Below are 17,141 nucleotides of genomic sequence, written 5' to 3' on the forward strand. Positions count from 1 at the left end.
AGGCAGGGGGTGAGTCAAAAATACAAATATATTGACCTGTTTGCTGGTTGTGGAGGGTTATCCCTCGGTCTAAGAAGCTCTGGATTTAAACAAATGCTGGCTGTCGAAAAATCATATATGGCAGCAGAGACCTTTTTTCATAATCATATAGAACGTATTAATAATACTTTTACTTGGGAAAAATTCTCTTCATCTGAAACATCTATTTTAGAACAAGCAAATAAAGGGCTTATCGTTCGTACTCTTGAAGAAGTTTTATCCTGCAAAGAACTAATGAATTCATTGAGAGGGGAAGATATTGACCTTGTTGCTGGCGGCCCCCCTTGCCAAGGATTTTCAACTGCAGGACGTCGCGACCCTCAAGACGTCAGGAACAAACTAGTCTGGCAATTCCTTGATTTTGTCTCTGCCGTGAATCCGAAAGCAGTGCTAATTGAGAATGTAGCGGGCATGCAGCATGGCTTCAAAAAGTACGGGTTAGAAGCGACATTTAACCAACTCGTTGCTGCTCTCAATAAGACCGGATTTGGTTATATAGTCCAACCCATGCTCTTAAACGCTATGCATTATGGCGTTCCTCAGTATCGACCAAGAATCATGCTTGTTGCATTGCGCCAGGATGTCGCCAAACGCGCAAATGCCCGTTTTTCTCCAGAAACATGGCAATCTGGTGCTATTATTGGTAGAGAACTCCCGTTAGCTTTCCCTGCACATCCAACACTTGCCCCGCTTCCTGCTACCCCCGACGAACCATGCCTTACCGTTCGGGATGCTATCTATGACCTACAGGGAGGAGCGTACGAACTCGCGAGTAATTGCTTACCTGAATACGCGATTACAATGCGTAATCAAATAGTCGATGTTCCCGGAGAGGAATTTTATAAAACACACACAAAAGGGATCAGGAATCATGAAATTAGAGATCATTCTTATAAGGTAAAAAAACGTTTTAGACTATACCAAGTATTATCCAAATATAGAATACCGCTTGATGTTATTACAACTCCACTTAATGATACGATTTCAAAATCAGATAGACTTATACGTATCAATAATAAAATATCTAATGCCCAGTATCCACTTATTTCCCCTGATGGAACTTTAATTGCTAAAGGTAAAGAAGAATTAATTGATTTAATATTTGAATTAGCAACAAAGAAGCATAGCCAGAGACCACTAAGATGGGATGCGCCAAGCCACACTGTTCTCAGCTTGCCAGATGATTATATACATCCATCCGAACCCAGAACCATGACAGTAAGAGAACTAGCACGTTTCCAATCATTCCCTGACTCTTTTGAATTCCGGGCAAAAGTAACCACAGGAGGGAAAAGCCGAAGAGACGACGTACCACAGTATACTCAGGTTGGAAATGCAGTTCCCCCCTTACTTGGTAAAGCTATAGGTCAGTCAATAATGAAAGCTTTATCTTCTGCATATAGTATAAATGATTCTTATGTATTTTCAAATACAGAAGATGGATTGTATTACAATGAAATAATTTAATGGACTATATAATATTTTTTTGCATATTATATTTAAGAAGCATAGACCTGCACTTCTTTCTTATTAATTTAAAACTTCAACCATATCTGAGTGCGTAGCTGAAAGAGACAACAAGCTTTTAGCTAAGGTGCTTGAGCTTTCTCTCAGTGTAATAACCAATGTATCAATTGGCCTTGTAAGAGGGATCATGCAAGCTCTCCAAGCGAGGATTTCTGCATAAGAGTCAAGATCCGAGGAAACTAGCTCTTGCTGTGTTGCCAGCTTCTTGCCTCCAGATTTCTTTAATTCCCAGAATTCATCAAGTCCATCCAACACAACTGCCCATCCCTCAAGCCCTCGGCAGGATTCGTACTGCACAATCCGCATCGCCTCTGCTGAGCGAGGGAATTGACGCCTTGTACTCACATCAACCCCATCCCAAACATTCCAACCACTTGCATTAAAAGATTCCGCAAGCCTACTGTATCGACCTTCTCTCGCTTCAATAACCCCCGAGGGCGGTACGCAGTGAAGAAGGTCAATGGGCATATTCCCGGCCTCAAGAGATGAAGATAATATCGATCTTTGTAACTTCGTTTTGTCCCTGTAATCGCCCATAATGATCATTATACGCCCGCCAACAGCATCACGGTTCGTCGAAATACGCCACTGGAGGCCTGCTTCCTCAGCGACGATGTTGGCAAAAGAGCATAGGTTAGATTTCATCCGTAGGCCTGTCTCGAGATAACGATGTCCTAACTTTGGTTGTCCAGACACGGAGGATTTCCAATTGGTTGGCGCGCCACGAACCAATTGCTCAATTCCATCTGCAAGGGATATTGAACTGCCACCATACAGATGACATAGCAGGTCAGCTTCTGCCTGCGGCCAGTCTTGAGCTTCGTCTATCAGGATGGCGTCATAATCAAATTGTAGAAAGTCAGATGCCTTGGCATCTACAATATCAGAAGAACTTATTGCCTCTTCCCTTAGGAACCTAAGAGCTTCGCGACATTGCTCCTCGTAGTCAGCTTGTTCCAGTTCACCTTCCTCCATCACACCAAGCCTCTTGAGCCAAGCATACATAAAGGACATCACTGTCCGGATACGGATTCCGCCTCCATCACCTTCACCGGGAATAGTCATAAGGGCCAATGTCCGCTGAATATCAGCAGCTAGCGCAGTATTATAAGTAAGGACTAAGCATCTCTTTCCTTGTTGTAAGAATGCCTCATAGGCTGATTGCAAAAGCAAGATGGTTTTGCCGGTTCCTCCATGCCCCCGCAAATGGACTCGATGCTCACCAAGAAGTTGTCCTAGTTTCTTCGCTTCTGTTGGACGTGCCGCTAGTCTATCCATTCGCTTACGATCAAGGCGTGATGGCATCAGGGGTTGGAAGAGCCCATCATTCAGTACGAGATCCATAACGCCTTCATCGGCCGAACTAATTACATATTCTTTCCCTGATTTGCGAATACCATTGACAGAAGCCATCGCTACCAAAAGGCTCGTAGCATCAAAATGGGCCGGCACAGCCCCTGCTGCAGGCTGGATGCGCCCACGCGTTTTCGGCAGTTGGTCGATCCCCCTCAACAGTAGGCAACGGTATATCCACGGATTTGCAGCTGTTACATCACGAAGATGCTCTAAGAGTGAATATCTTTGGGCTTCATTTTGTTCGGTTGCACTCTTCCACATAGCGCCATACCGGACTGAAACGCCCCCTGCTTCGATCATTATGTCCTCGGCAGGATGATCTTTTACTTCGATAGAAGCAATGAACGAGCGGACTCTGATCTTGGCTCCTAATATTCGATTACCTTCAGCATCATAAACCGTCCTAGTTGGAACTATATAGCGTGGCTTCCGGAAGCACCCCACTACCACAACATCTAAGTCGCTAACTTTATGACCAGAAAGCTTAACTGCAGCAGCAATCTTAATATGATCCTCATCAGTCGAGGTAGTATCGATTTCAGGCCAGATGCCAACAAGCGCATCTTTTACTGTTAATGCAGACTCAAATTCTGCCGTTCCCTCGGGACCCAATATTTCAATCATGAGCGTAATCTCAAGAAATACGCAGCAGTTCGCGATGAGAATTCCCTTACATCCGCAAACTCTGCCTCTATCCCTTGATCAAGTCGCAGCTCATCGCGCGCTTCTAACTGGCGCTCTTGGAGAAAACCAGGTCCAGTATGCCAAAGGGGGTGCCCCAAGATTAGAGCCCTATTCCCAGAAATAAGTGCCGGAAGCTCAGCGAAGTAGTGGAGCGAAACATTCATTCCCGCATTTTGGCAAAAATCCAAGAATGCCCTCACAGATGAATCTTCCGCTCCGTCCAACCAGCGTGATTCATCAAGGGGGTTTCCAAGAACGATATCAGCCATGTCCAAGGACAACCGCCAATCAAGCATTCCATGGCTAAACCTATTCCCGTAATTTCGTAAACAATCAGGACACGACCGATCACAATCCTTTGCATGTGCAGGGTCTTGCCATTTTGGAGCAACAGAGGCGTAAAACTTCTCTATCGCTGATCTCATATTCTTTGGATGTGCAGCCCAGCGAGCATAACCTGCACCGTTCTCCAACGCATCCGCGACGAAAACTTGTTCCGTTTTGCAATCTCCTACAGCGAAAAATTGCCGGCCAACTCTGAATTCGCCTGGATCAACATCCAACGCCGTAGCCAATGAAAGCTTCAGGAACTCGGCAAATGAGGCGATTGCAGGCCGGGCCGAGGGTTGGCCGATTACGTCAAGCACGCCTTGCTTACCTATTTCTTCGGCGCCTGATATATGAAAACTCAGCACATCGGTCGTAAAAACAGCACCTATAGCTCCTTTATCGAAGGGTGTAGCAGCTGGGGCGTTATTCCAAGGCCCTGAATCTCGATAAAACCTCGGGTCACGAACCGAAACACGATCATGACTTTCTTGGAAGAACTCATATAAACTTCCCCCATTATCATTAACTATAGCGACTGGCCCAACTCCTAAGGCAAGCTTCATAGGGCCGCAGCTCTCACCTCCATACTCCTGTTGGAACGCTCGTACGGGCGGGGGAAGTGCAGGTCCACGCTGCCTTTGACCATCATAATCCCGTGGCTTGCTGGACGAGAGGAATCCTCTGGGCTGGTAAAGCGGGAAAGGTTGTGATGGTTCCCTACAAATCGAGCAAGTAGTATCCCCACCATGCGTTATGGTCGAGCAGCCGGGATTCGTACATCGGCTATAGAGCATGGGCTTTCCCAATGGTTCAGGCTCATTATCAACACCCCTGTAGGTGTCCCGCTTAAACACAAAACCACAAGCAGTATGCAGGCGCTTATCTTTTGGAATTTCTGAGCCTGGCGCAAATGCCCAAACTGCATGGTCAAGGGGGCGGTCACTTACAATAGCCTCCTCCACACTATTGCGACGCTCATCTTGAAAAAGGCTCCGCACTTGTGTCGGAAAACCGAACATCGGCAATATCCCTCCAACCGCAAGCCGGTGACTTAATTCACCCTGTATGAAACGACCGTCTTCAACGATGGAGTCGATACGTTTGGGAAGCTCTTCTCTTACGTAATTGGTAAGGCTTTCTTTTTCCCCGTTCAGTTTGGTGTAGGCAGCGAGACGGTTAACAACATGCTCAACTTCATCAGATGAAGAAAGCCAGTTAACAACCCCATCACGAAATACTCCCTTCCATTGCTCGACACGTCCGAACACACCATGGATACTTTCTTCGTTTCTTTCAGGACCATAATCCAGATGGGCAAATGCACGTCTTAAACACTCAGCAGATATAACTCTTTGTATAATTTCAGGTCTTGATAAATCAAGTTGGGGCTGAGGTGGCACATCTCCCGTCATTCGCTCGGGATTGTTGAAATAGTAATCATCGTGGGCCGCGCCACGTGAAATTGTTACCCCGTAGGAAAATGCTTGTCCTGCGCGGCCAGCACGGCCAACCCTTTGTTGGTAGTTAAAGCGCTGGGGTGGCATGTTTGCCATCATAACGAGCTTCAACGAACCAATATCGACTCCCACTTCCATTGTGGTTGTGACGGAAAGCGCGTCCAATCCATGAGTAAGTTCATTCTCGCCTTCCAGGTATGCGGTCGCTTTAAACAACCTCTGGCGACGCCTTTGCTCAGAGATCGGCTTTGTTTGCCCTGTCAGTTCTGCCACAGAAAGCCTATGGGCAGGTTCGCGAGATACCCAGTTATAGTAGTCTTCGCCAGCATTGCCAGCACGAGAAAAACTATTACTACGACAATGTGGTGTTGTGCATACGTTAACTGGAAGTACCATTGTGAGCCTGGAACAACCGTCACAGCGGTATAGATCCCTCTGGCCGGCTGGAACAATGTGAAGCGGCAGGCTTGAATGGTTGTCGATTTTCAGGAACCAATTTTCTGTAATAATGTTCCGCTCGATGAGATAGTCACCTAGTGTACGTGCTAGCTCTGCACTTTCCCGGTTCACCAGAGGGGCGACTTTTTCAATGTACTTCTTGACCGCCGCTGGTACGGATGTGGTGGTCCGAGAGTGCCCCCATCCCATGAGATAGCGGCTATGCCCGAGTATGCGAATGATATTCGCAACGATACCATTGGCTGTTGCGTCACCTAAGCCAAGCCTTGAGCCATGGGTTTCCTCCGCCTCGACTGTCGCTATCCCCATTGACTCCATGTCGCGCCCTGCTCTGTCGAAGAGCGAATTCGCAACATGGACGGCAAAGCGGGCCATAAGCCTCCGACGTTCTTCCCTTGCAACATCATCGGTGAGCGGGATCCATTCCCCTTCCACTGGAGGCATGAAGTACCGCCACCATGGCGTGCCGTCATCACCTTGGGCATAGCTTGCCTCTGTGCCAGCGGGATTCTGTCCGAGGCGCAGCAGTTCATCCCGCATGTTAACAAGTAATGAAGGCCAGCCTATTGCGTTGCTTGCAATGGACTGATCATGTTGAGCGATTAGTTCCTTATCGGCTCGTTTTGCAGCGTTGAGCTTATTCAACTTCACTGCATTAAATATCCCGGGGGTCTTTTTCTCTGCCGCTTCATAGAGTTCGCGGAAAGACGCGTCCATTTCCGGATCAACATCAGCGTACATCTCAAGCTCGGCACTAGAAGGAATATTCTTCTGAGCAATCCCAATATATATTAGCTGGCGGATGAGATCGCGGAAATGATGGAGCTCAAGTCCTGCCGCGAGGTCTGCCGCATCATCCCTGCTATCGGTGAAGGCAATCATTTTCTCGGCAGCGCCTGTATCGCTTGCTGCATGCATGACACGGTCAGCAACAAGCTGTGTCGTCACGTTAAGGCCTGTGCGCAACCCTCTAATAGGCGTCTGTACAGAGCCACTGAAGAAAGCTTTCTTTTCCCTATCATTGAAGAATTTCCTAGTACCCTCGCAACAAGGGCAAATCTCGGGCAAAGCAGCCACTTTCTCGGAGCCGCGCAGGTCACCAGAAACACAGAAGACCACACCCCCTTCATCTCCAGGGGCCAAAGCGCCAGAAAAAGGATCGAAATGGCCCTTCTGGAAGTGCATCGTCACCCTCTTTCCGGATGGCGCCTCCCTTGACCACGAACTCGTTCCTGCTGGTAATTGCCCTCCCGGCCAGTACCAACGGAACTCATCTTGTGTCCGTTCGAATACCTGACTAACCTTACTACTACCTTCCCCAGATTTTGTTGCTTCTAGAAATATGCTTCCTGAAGGCATCCCCTCACTTTCCGGGACCACAAACCCCCCCATGAAAGCTTCACCACAGTCATAACAATAAAGCAACTCAAGGACTTGGCCACCGCACTCACATTTGGTTGCTGGGGCCTTGAAAAGCCGGCCAATTTTTCGGTTAGAAGAGCGGTACTGCTCTTCTAACCCTGAACAATCAGGATTCGAACAAGCCCAGATACCTTGGACCTGCCTAAGAAACATATGGGATCGGAATGTAGGCTTAGGCTGCTCCCAAGTCCCCTTGGACTCGTATTTTACAGCAAGCAAAAATGCTTCAAGAAGGCCCCTAGTCGTATGGGAATCTTCACTGCCAAACAAAATACGGCTCAGGCAGCCAAGGTTGGAAGGCCTTATAATTTCAAAATTCTTGCCATTTGTAGGATCAAGGACCTCGGTCTTTCCTGCAATATTACAAGCTACCGCCAAAGCCTCCCGTGGAGAATAATGGTTTGAAATTTCTGATAACACCGTATTTATTGTATCGTCCCCTCCATTTAATAATGCGTCCTTATGTTTGGTGATCACATTAGAATCTATGGGTAGGGAAACGTCGAATTCTCTAGGTGCCCCTGTAAATATGGCAAACGTTTCTTTTGGAACACCAAAAAACTGCTCAAGATACTCTCGCCCTGCTTCCCCATCCAAAGACGCACTAGTCGCAATACAACGCAGTTGGGGTGAGCTCGGTTCCAAGCCTAAGCGGTCGAGCAAATTGCGAACGACGAGAGCAACTTCTGAACCTTGCGTACCGCGATAACTGTGCAGCTCATCAACAACTATTGAGAATGTATTAGATCTGTCAGACTCAAGCCAAGCACGTGTCTTCTCAAATATCGGAGATTCTACATCACGCATAAGCATGATATTCATCATACTTGTATTTGTAATTAAAATATCTGGTGGCGCGGCAATCATATCCCAGCGTGTCAGCATCTCACCAATTTCCGGGTCTTGGAATTGGCTGCAAATTTCAAGAATATCTTTGGTGTCCTTCCCTTCTGCCCCCATGGTCCGCCAAACGTCTGCCACTTCATTTGCTATTTTTTTAACTTCGTAACCAACATCATTTATTCTTTTGCGATCCTTGGCAGACAATGTAAGGGGAGGTACGTAAGTCGAACCGATAGTGGCACCTGTGTATCTTCCGAAATAGAAAAGCGGCTTTCCAAAAATACTCACCGCCCTTGAAGCAGCTTGACGGAGGCGCGATACCTGATCTTCCACTAGAGCGTTTGTTGGATAGAGGATCATTGCCCTAACAGCAGGAGGCACTGTATCTTCCATATGGACTCTAGAGTGGTACCACTCTTTGTCTTTTGAGCTGAATTCTTCTTCCCACCAACGGTTTAACTCACCGCTACCAACTCCGCCGCTGCGTTCTTGTAGGAGCGTAGCTAATAGAGGAAGCAAGAAACTTTCAGTTTTTCCTGAACCGGTACCAGATGTGACCACAGCATTCTGGTACACTTTATCGCCAATGCTTGCCTTTAATGCCTGCGCTTGATGCTGGCGGAGTTTAATTCCTTCCTCGGCTCCGAAAACGACCTTGGCAAGATTGCTAACTACAAACTCGCTTAAGCCAATGTCCCTACAAACTTCCTCAAGGGAGTCAGTCGATGGATACTGAGGCACGGCCTCAAGCAATGGCTCTTGAGCCATAACACCAGGGGAGTTCAAGATTTCACGGCGTTCAGCCATGATGGCTGGATCACGCATCCAGAAGGCGCTGTCATAGTAGCGCCTGTAACCTTCGCTGATATATTCATATACACTAATTGGATTTGCTTGCGACATGCGTATCACCGGCCTTCCCGTACAGGATTTCCATAACTTGTCCCGCAACTAATGGGGCAACATTTTCATACATTAACACGCCATTGCGAGCCTCCGGCAATGTGCCGGAACATGCTACTAGGGCACGTCCCAAAAGCCCTGGAACATCACACCCCAATGTCGCTTTTACCTTGTAACTCGATCGGTCATAAGCGTGCAGACGAATATTCTCCCGCTTTGCAGCTAACAACTTGACGACCTGATACGGCCCGCGCCACATCTTCCCATCCGGAGACAAATAAGCGTAATTCTGAACCCCATCATTCCAACGATATGCACCAGATGACTGTGCATCCTTTACCGTGTTCCAGCGCCCGGATTTTGGATTGAAAGCTTCTAAACTGTTTGCGTGACCGATAGAGACTGGTGAAAGGCACTCCGAAAGTCCCCCAAGAGCCAGACATGCGGTAGCAATCGAATAGCCAGGATAATCGACAATCGATAGATTTCGCCCTAGGGGGTCTTGGATATCGCTCAAAACCTTTGTTGCTTCTTCGAATCTAACACCCTCAAGAACAACCATTGACGGTCTACCTGCCATTCTTGTTTTGTTGAGAGTGCCCCCTATTTCTTTCACGGCTCCCCTAATAACCTCGGTTAGTTGGGCGTTGCGGAATCCTGACAGGAAAGCTCTTTCCTGATCGATAAAGTTGATCGCTAGCGGGGGAACAGACCAACGTCTTACATAGTTTGTTCCATGCCTTAGCTCCAAATCGAGAAAGCCAAGAAGGAAAAGGTCTTGCGCCAATGAGCGCGCCCTCCATGGTGTATACCCTCCTTCCGGGAGGAGAGCCTCGAATGCACCCCATGACCCACATCCTAAGAAGCACAAAGCATCCAGTAACAGGTCATGGTCAATTGGCTGTAATTCCTGCTGTGCCTTAGGCCTGTAGCGCGGAGCCTCCCTAGCTGCCGCTTTCGATTGTGCTGAACGTTTTCCTCGATCAACAACTATAAGCGATTGATTGCAATCCTTGCACTCTTGCTTTAAGGGAGCTTTCTTGGGCAAGCCAGGTTTAGGCGGTTCGCAAATCCAATAATGGTAACCTCTTGAGACGCAGGTTTCCCTGTCACTATACAAATCTATAGAACCTTGAAGTTCAGCAGCTTGACCGGTTTCAGAATATCCCTCCGGAAGGTGATGTCCTTCCTCTAGGGTAGTTGGCGGTTGATGAAGAGGCAATTCGCCATGAACTATTGTGCCGATTATTATTACAATATTTTTCGTTATTTCTGAATTAGTTGCGCTTAATATTGTATTATAGAAAACTAGTTCATCACTATAACGATTGAGAGGGCGAGGAGTACTTGAGTCGCGGAAAAGTATTTCCTGGCTAGCAACAAGCTTACCATTTCTATACCCTTTAAAGCCAATAACACTCCCAGGTTCATTTGAATTCGCTGGAAGGGTAAGCTCGCAATTCCCTCCATTATTACTAGCCATAGATATTAAGGCATCTCTGGTAGCGCCTTCTAATGAAAATGCCTCTATTTCAGTAGGTCCTTCCGAAGCAATCAAACTAATGTCCACCCTTGAACTTGAATGAAAAATTCCATAACTAAGACGCAAGTGGCCATTAACAATCATTGTACCTTCGCCCCCTAGTGGGGCGAGACACGCCAGGTCCTTGGACGGCGAATACTGTGCTTCCCCAAAAACGGCACCCTTATAGAGAACCCAACCTGTCGGCACACCTTGCAACTCATCGGAAGTCGCAACACTCGGCATCTCGAGGGCCGCCTCATTGAGATACTGTTCCACCTTTTTCGTCATGCTCTTAATATCACGCACAAGAATTAGGTGGGGCCGGCCAAGCACTACTCGGGAGACCTCAATCCAGTAGTGTCCTCTCGTACTCTCAGCAAAAGGAATGACAAGCCGGGGATGCCATTCCAATAACTCCCCTCTGTTGCCTGAGAAAATAAAGCCATGTGTTAGCATCCTCCCATCTGTACCCAGAGGTCTAGGATTTATGGTCGAGAATGTCCCATAATGATCGTTAGACAAATTGAAGTACTGCGAATTCCCTTCTACTTTTAGTGGCCCCAAGGGCTCATTAAGTTCGCCCGGCCTACCCAACTGGATATCTAATACTTCATTAGGAAAGCGGGGGATAAATTGGGCCGCCAAACAAAGTTTGACCTTTCTCGAACCATCAGTTGGCATGCTACCAGTGCTATTCTCATTTTGCCCCCAGGCAGACAATTCAGCGATTGCAGCTTCACAAACCCGCCCTTGGAGTTCCTTTCTTCGCCACGCAGCCTTCAACCGGGCATTGGCGTAACTAGTTCGCATCCAATGCTCAAGATAGTAACGAATTTCCTCCGTTGAGATTTCCTCAGTTCCAGAAAACCCATACCGCTCGAACATATCATGGAATAATTCCCTATCACCCGCACGCACAACAACTTGTGAAAGAGCTTTTCCTACGTATTTCCAAGAATTAATCGCTTGAGCAGTCGGTCGACCAAAATCGAAGTTATTTTTAATAAGCCAACTATTTAGGTAACTCCACAATATTTCCGTGGATTTACCGTGAAAAGATAAACGCCCCCGTTCAATTCCAGTCAATTGAGCAAGGCGTACATAATAATTGTTTGCGGCATACTGGCCTTCGGCAGCCATATGGGCAGCAGCATGCGAAAGGCAAAAAAGGACGGCAGTGAAAGGAGGGGGCTCTGAGCTAGATGAGTGCCACCAACTCTTAGCTTGTTGTATTATTGCCTGATAAGGATCACCGGTCGTCTGCAACTTACGACCAACAGTGTGACAAATATAGCTTTCAACTGCATCCTCGTCCTTACCCAACGCTTCGGCTAGTTCGTGCCTCATACGATTGTTTAGGGAAAGGAATACCGCCCGACTGGAAAAATTTCCCGAAAAGAATATCCGGTTAAGGAGATAATTAACCTTCGCGTATTCTTCAGACAAATTACACCTAAATATCCATTTTACTTCTACATTATATTTTTGTATTTAATTTGGGCGCGACAATGCAAATCCGTTGCGTATTTTACCAAAATCCGAGAAGGCAGCATAGTGCGCCTGAACTCCTTTGTGAGTACCACCTCTAGTTTCCACACGCGTAAAGTGATTTGCAACCCTTAAGCATGCAACCACACGCAACCTACTCTAAATCGGGTCAAACATATCGAAATGGGGGTAGGCCATAGGATTGAATGCTGAATATCATCGAATTGCATCTAGATTGGCTCCCGAAAGAACTGCGGATCATCGCCGAACCACTGCCCGAAACGCAGGGCAGCGTCGCTGGTAACCGCATGCTTGCCAGCGATTATCTGGGAAACGTGGCTTGGCGGCACGTCAATCTGGCGCGCAAACTCCATTGGAGTGAGGCCGAGTTCCTCCAGCTCATTCTTGAGGACGATCCCGGGATGCACAGCTCTCACGAACATGCGACGGTCTCCACCAAGCGTGTGAACCCGGAACAGTATCTTATGGAGACACAGGGGTGGGGACACAAAAACAGTCCAGTTCATCGACTGGTAGTCCCTGCCTTCAATCCACTGATTTTTCTGAAGAAAATGGCGCGCCCGGGAAGATTCGAACTCCCAACCTCCTGATCCGTAGTCAGGTGCTCTATCCAGTTGAGCTACGGGCGCTTGCTGTCCGCGTGATATCTGGGGGACAGACCCGACCGACCGCGTGCGGGCCTGTCGTCGTCGGGATGCGCGTGTCTAACAAAAGGACGGGGGGCGGACAAGCCGCTTATTGAAGATTTTTTGCAGCCCTGCCCTGCACCCCACAACCCAGGGGTCGGTGACGCCGGAGGGCCACAGCCGGCCGCTTTCCTGCAGCACACGGATTCAAAAGGGGAAATCAGTCTTGTTCCGCTTGATTCCTTAAAGTACCATCAGCGCACCTTTCGGGGAGGCGTCCGCGCGTCCACCCGCACTGTCTAGGGTCGCATGAAGGCAGGCAGTCGTGTGCGACGGACGGCAACAAAATGCCAGGGGTTCGGGGTTGAATTAAAACATGTCTTTTTTCCAAGGTCGCATTATCGGCGCCGTCAGCGCGCTGTTCCTGATCGCCGGATGCACGACGCCAGGCGGCGATCCTGGATCACAAACCGGCGGGGGCAGCGTCCAGAGCCCCCTGATTCTGGGAACCGGGACGTTCGAGCCCGAGGGCGTGCCGTCCTTCCAATCCACGGGCACCGACGTGGGCGGGCGCGTTCAGTCGCTGCGCGAGGACCTGGTCGATATCCAGGACCAGCTGCGCAGCGAGAACGAAACCCTGCAGGCGCAGCGGCAGCAATCGCGCGAATCGGCACAGAGCTATCATGCGCTGAAAAGCGACATCAACGCGAAGCTGCAGGTGGGCACCACCCCCGGCAATCCGCGCCTGGTCTCGCAATGGAACCAGGCCCAGAGCGAACTGGCCCAGGTGGACCAGAGCATCCAGCAGATGAATTCCCTGTCCAGCGAGGTGTCCTCCACCGCTAGCCAGACCGGCTACCTGCTGGACTCCATCCGCTCCACCTTCGGGCTGTCCGGCGCCGTGGACGAAGACCACGCCCACCTGACGGTGCTGGAGGATGCGGCCAACCAGACCGCCGTCCTGGTGGACCGCCTGGACAGCGAGCTGACCGAGGACATCCAGCGCCAGACCGCCTATCTCTCGACCGAGCGGTCCAACCTGAACGCCCTGTCGGTGGCCATCGAAAACGGCCAATCCACCGGCGTCAGCCTGTCGAACCGCATCTACGGCCAGGCCTCGGCGCCGCCCCCCGGCGGTGCATCCAGCCGCCTGGGCCAGGAGCGGCCGCTGGCCATCATTACCTTCCAGAACGAGAACACACGCTACGAGCCTCAACTCTACAACGCCGTGAACCAGGTGCTGGAGCGCCGGCCCAACGCCGGCTTCGACGTGCTGGCCGTGGCGCCCCAGGGCAACAGCGAAGGCGAAAGCGCGCTGGCCACCAACCGCACCCGGCGTGACGGTGAACGCGTCATGCGCTCGCTGGCCTCCATGGGCCTGCCGGCCGCGCGCCTGTCCCTTTCGGCCACCAGCTCGCCACTGGTCAGCAACGGGGAAGTGCACGTCTACGTGCGCTGACGGCACCCTCTTGACGTGCGCGCGCTGGCCTGACGGGCGCGTTAGAACGCCCCTGCCCGGAACCACCCCTGGACAGCCGGCCCTTGCCTTGGCGGACGACTTGACATAAGCCCCTGCCTCAAACGCGGCCAAGCAAGGAGAGTACGGCGTGAGCCCCAGTGACATTCCAGCCAAGACCTTTCCCGTTTCCTGGTGGGAACTGCACCGCGATGCTCGGGCGCTGGCCTGGCGCCTGATGGCCAACGGCCCCTACGAGGGCATCGTCGCCATCACCCGCGGCGGCATGGTGCCGGCGGCCATCGTCGCCCGCGAGCTTGAGATCCGCCTGATCGACACGATCTGCATCGCCAGCTATGACGAGACGGTCCAGGGCGAACTGAAGGTCCTGAAGGATGTCCAGGGCGACGGCGCCGGCTGGCTGATCATAGACGACCTGGTGGACACCGGGAAAACCGCACGCGCGGTGCGTGACCGCCTGCCCAAGGCGCATTTCGCCAGCATCTATGCCAAGCCCGAGGGCCGGCCGCTGGTGGACAGCTTCATCACCGAGGTCAGCCAGGACACCTGGATCCTGTTCCCCTGGGACACGGACATGCAGGCCGTCCCCCCGCTCATCAAGCGATAAACGCCAATCGGCAGAGCGGCCGGGAACGGCTGGCGTCAGCGACGCATGTTCTGTTCCCAGCGTTCCTGGTCGCGTTCGCGCACCCGGTCGGAATTGCTGCTGGGGGTGCTGCCGGTCAGACGGCCGATCAGGTTGTCCAGGAAGCCGCCCACGGCCTCGGCCGCATCGCTACCGGCGTTGCTTGCCGGGGCGGGATCGGGCTGGCTGCGTGCCACCACGGGCTCCGCGGCGCGCTTCAGCGGACGCGGCGGTTCCCCCTCAAGGGAGCGGGTGACGATGGCGTTCCACAGACGCGCCGGCAGGCCGCCTCCGGTCACCCCTTTCATCACGGTGTTGTCGTCGTTGCCGACCCAGACACCGACCACCAGTTCGGCCGTGAAGCCCACGAACCAGGCATCGCGCGAATCCTGTGTGGTGCCGGTCTTGCCGCCAGCCGGGCGTCCCGGATCGGCGCCCTTTGAGGTGCCCCAGCCCACCGAGGCCTGGAAGATATCCACCATGGCGGCCTGGACCGGCCCGGCAATCACCTGCCCCGGCCCCTCGCCCGAGCGCTGATAAAGCAGGGCGCCGCCCCGGCCCGTCACCTTGCGCACGCCATAGGGCCAGATCCCGCGCCCGCCGTTGGCAAAGGGCACATAGGCCGCCGTCATGTCCAGCAGGCTGACCTCGGAAGTGCCCAGGGCCAGGCTGGGATTGGGCTTCAGCTTGGAATTGACGCCCAGGCGTTCGGCCGCGTCCACCACCGACTCGGCCCCGACCTCCATGATCAACTGGACCGCCACGGAATTGAGCGAGCGGGCAAAAGCCTCGCGCAGTGTCACATCCCCATAATAGCGATCGCCATAGTTGCCCGGTGTCCAGGGGCCGCTGGGCAGCGACACGCGCACTGGTGCGTCCTGAACACGGCTGTCCGGCGCCAGGCCATCCTCGAAGGCAGCCAGGTAGACGAAGGGCTTGAAGGCCGAGCCGGGCTGCCGCCGGGCCTGGACGGCACGGTTGAACTCGCTGCTGTCCCAGGAGCGCCCGCCCACCATGGCGCGGATCGCACCGTCATGGGACAACACCACCACCGCCGCCTGGGTCGCGCCCTTGTCTTCCCCCTCGGCCTTCAACAGGCGTTCGACCTCCTCTTCGGCGATGGTCTGGATTTCCGGATCCAGCGTGGTGGAGATCTTCACGTCCTGGCTGAGCGGTCCGACGATCTCGCCGATCTGCGAGGCCGCCCAACTGGCGAAATAACGTCCGGTCTTGCGCAGGTCCGGCGCGGCGGAGCTGCCGTCCCCCAGCGCCTGATCGGCCGTGGCCCGGTCGATGTAACCGGCGTCCACCATGGCATTGAGCACCTGGGCCGTGCGCTCGTGGGCCAACTCGGGATTGTTGGTGGGATTGTAACGCGACGGCGCGCGCAGCAGGCCGGCGATCATCGCTGCTTCATACAGCGAGACCTCGCGCGCCGACTTGTCGAAATAGCGCTGGGCCGCGGCGTCCACGCCATAGGTGCCGGCGCCGAAGTAGACCCGGTTCATGTAGAGCGCCAGGATCTGATCCTTGGACAGGCGCCGCTCCAGCCAGAAGGACAGCAGCAATTCCTGCACCTTGCGCTTGAAGGTGCGCTCGTGGGACAGGAAGACATTCTTGGCCAGCTGCTGGGTGATGGTGGAACCGCCCTGGACGACGCCCCATTCCACCAGGTTGATATATGCCGCCCGCATAAGTCCCAATGGGTCCAGGCCAAAGTGGTCATAGAAGCGGCGGTCCTCGATCGCCAGGACAGCCCGGGGCAAGTGCGGCGGCATCTGCGCGACGCTCAACGGCTCGCCATAGACCTCGCCGAAGGCCGCCAGGGGCCGGTCGGTGACATCCACCACCTGCACACTGGGCCGACGACCGGTATCGGCAATGCGGCTGACATCAGGCAGGTCATAGGCGTAATAAAGCAGGATTCCGCCCAGGATCAGGATGCCCCAGACAGCCGCGACCCCCACGGCTGTCGCGGCCAGCTTCAGCCAACCCAGACGCTTTCCGGAAGCTGCAGCCGTGCGTCCACCACCGCGCCGACCACCATTGCCGCGCCGGCCTCCGCCCCCCTGTCGGCCGCCCGTACCGCGACCGCCCGTACCACGGCCACCGCCCTGGGTGGTTTGTTTGGCGCCCGCCTTGGCCCCTGTGGACCGGGAGCTGCCGGACTTCGGCGCCGCCTTGCGCGCACCGGCACTCTTGCCGCCGCGCTGCGCCTGCGACCGGCGCTCGCCCTTCACTTCCCTGCCCGATTCGGAAGAGGTCCCGCGTTTCGTCATGAATCCTCTTTAAGACAGATTCCCGGGCAAGGCCAGAAAGGCCTTAAGGCAACTTCGTGGCAATCCGCTGTCCGGCTGTG

At 52.5% G+C, this 17,141-nt stretch carries 8 protein-coding genes and 1 tRNA gene; 3 read left to right on the forward strand and 6 right to left on the reverse strand.

The annotated features are described in order from the left end of the window. Nucleotides 1-9: 9 nt before the first annotated feature. The gene (locus G502_RS22000; RefSeq protein WP_162140965.1) at nt 10-1,506 is read left to right on the forward strand and encodes a DNA cytosine methyltransferase; all 1,497 of its coding nucleotides are present in this window, start codon (nt 10-12) and stop codon (nt 1,504-1,506) included. A 63-nt stretch (nt 1,507-1,569) separates the two neighbouring features. Here the strand turns inward: G502_RS22000 and G502_RS0109385 are convergent, their stop codons facing one another. The 5 genes from G502_RS0109385 to G502_RS0109420 form a co-directional block, all read right to left on the reverse strand. After that, nucleotides 1,570-3,546: a DEAD/DEAH box helicase gene (locus G502_RS0109385; RefSeq protein ID WP_026989280.1), complete on the reverse strand. Its 1,977-nt coding sequence runs from the start codon at nt 3,544-3,546 to the stop codon at nt 1,570-1,572. Continuing rightward, nucleotides 3,543-9,020 (reverse strand): DEAD/DEAH box helicase, encoded by a 5,478-nt coding sequence (locus G502_RS22005; protein ID WP_040487942.1) that lies wholly within the window; start codon nt 9,018-9,020, stop codon nt 3,543-3,545. The genes G502_RS0109385 and G502_RS22005 overlap by 4 nt, the downstream gene beginning before the upstream one ends. After that, nucleotides 8,998-11,991, reverse strand: coding sequence for a hypothetical protein (locus G502_RS22280; RefSeq protein ID WP_155957826.1), 2,994 nt, complete (start codon nt 11,989-11,991; stop codon nt 8,998-9,000). The genes G502_RS22005 and G502_RS22280 overlap by 23 nt, the downstream gene beginning before the upstream one ends. 272 nt (nt 11,992-12,263) lie before the next feature. Then, nucleotides 12,264-12,560, reverse strand: a complete 297-nt coding sequence (locus tag G502_RS22895; protein WP_081649748.1) for a HigA family addiction module antitoxin — start codon at nt 12,558-12,560, stop codon at nt 12,264-12,266. 46 nt (nt 12,561-12,606) lie between these two features. Next, a tRNA-Arg gene (locus tag G502_RS0109420) sits at nt 12,607-12,683 on the reverse strand. Nucleotides 12,684-13,056: 373 nt separating this feature from the next. Here G502_RS0109420 and G502_RS0109425 point away from each other — a divergent pair. Both G502_RS0109425 and gpt read left to right on the forward strand, forming a co-directional pair. Next, the gene (locus G502_RS0109425) at nt 13,057-14,139 is read left to right on the forward strand and encodes a hypothetical protein (protein WP_022728422.1); all 1,083 of its coding nucleotides are present in this window, start codon (nt 13,057-13,059) and stop codon (nt 14,137-14,139) included. A gap of 148 nt (nt 14,140-14,287) precedes the next feature. Beyond that, entirely contained in the window at nt 14,288-14,764 is a 477-nt protein-coding gene (gene gpt / locus G502_RS0109430; RefSeq protein ID WP_022728423.1) for a xanthine phosphoribosyltransferase, read from the forward strand. 35 nt (nt 14,765-14,799) lie between these two features. Here the strand turns inward: gpt and G502_RS19500 are convergent, their stop codons facing one another. Further along, nucleotides 14,800-17,061: a transglycosylase domain-containing protein gene (locus G502_RS19500; RefSeq protein ID WP_022728424.1), complete on the reverse strand. Its 2,262-nt coding sequence runs from the start codon at nt 17,059-17,061 to the stop codon at nt 14,800-14,802. Between the last annotated feature and the right edge of the window lie 80 nt (nt 17,062-17,141).

The organism is Fodinicurvata sediminis DSM 21159 (genome assembly GCF_000420625.1).
GTDB classification, from domain to species: Bacteria; Pseudomonadota; Alphaproteobacteria; order Kiloniellales; family DSM-21159; genus Fodinicurvata; species Fodinicurvata sediminis.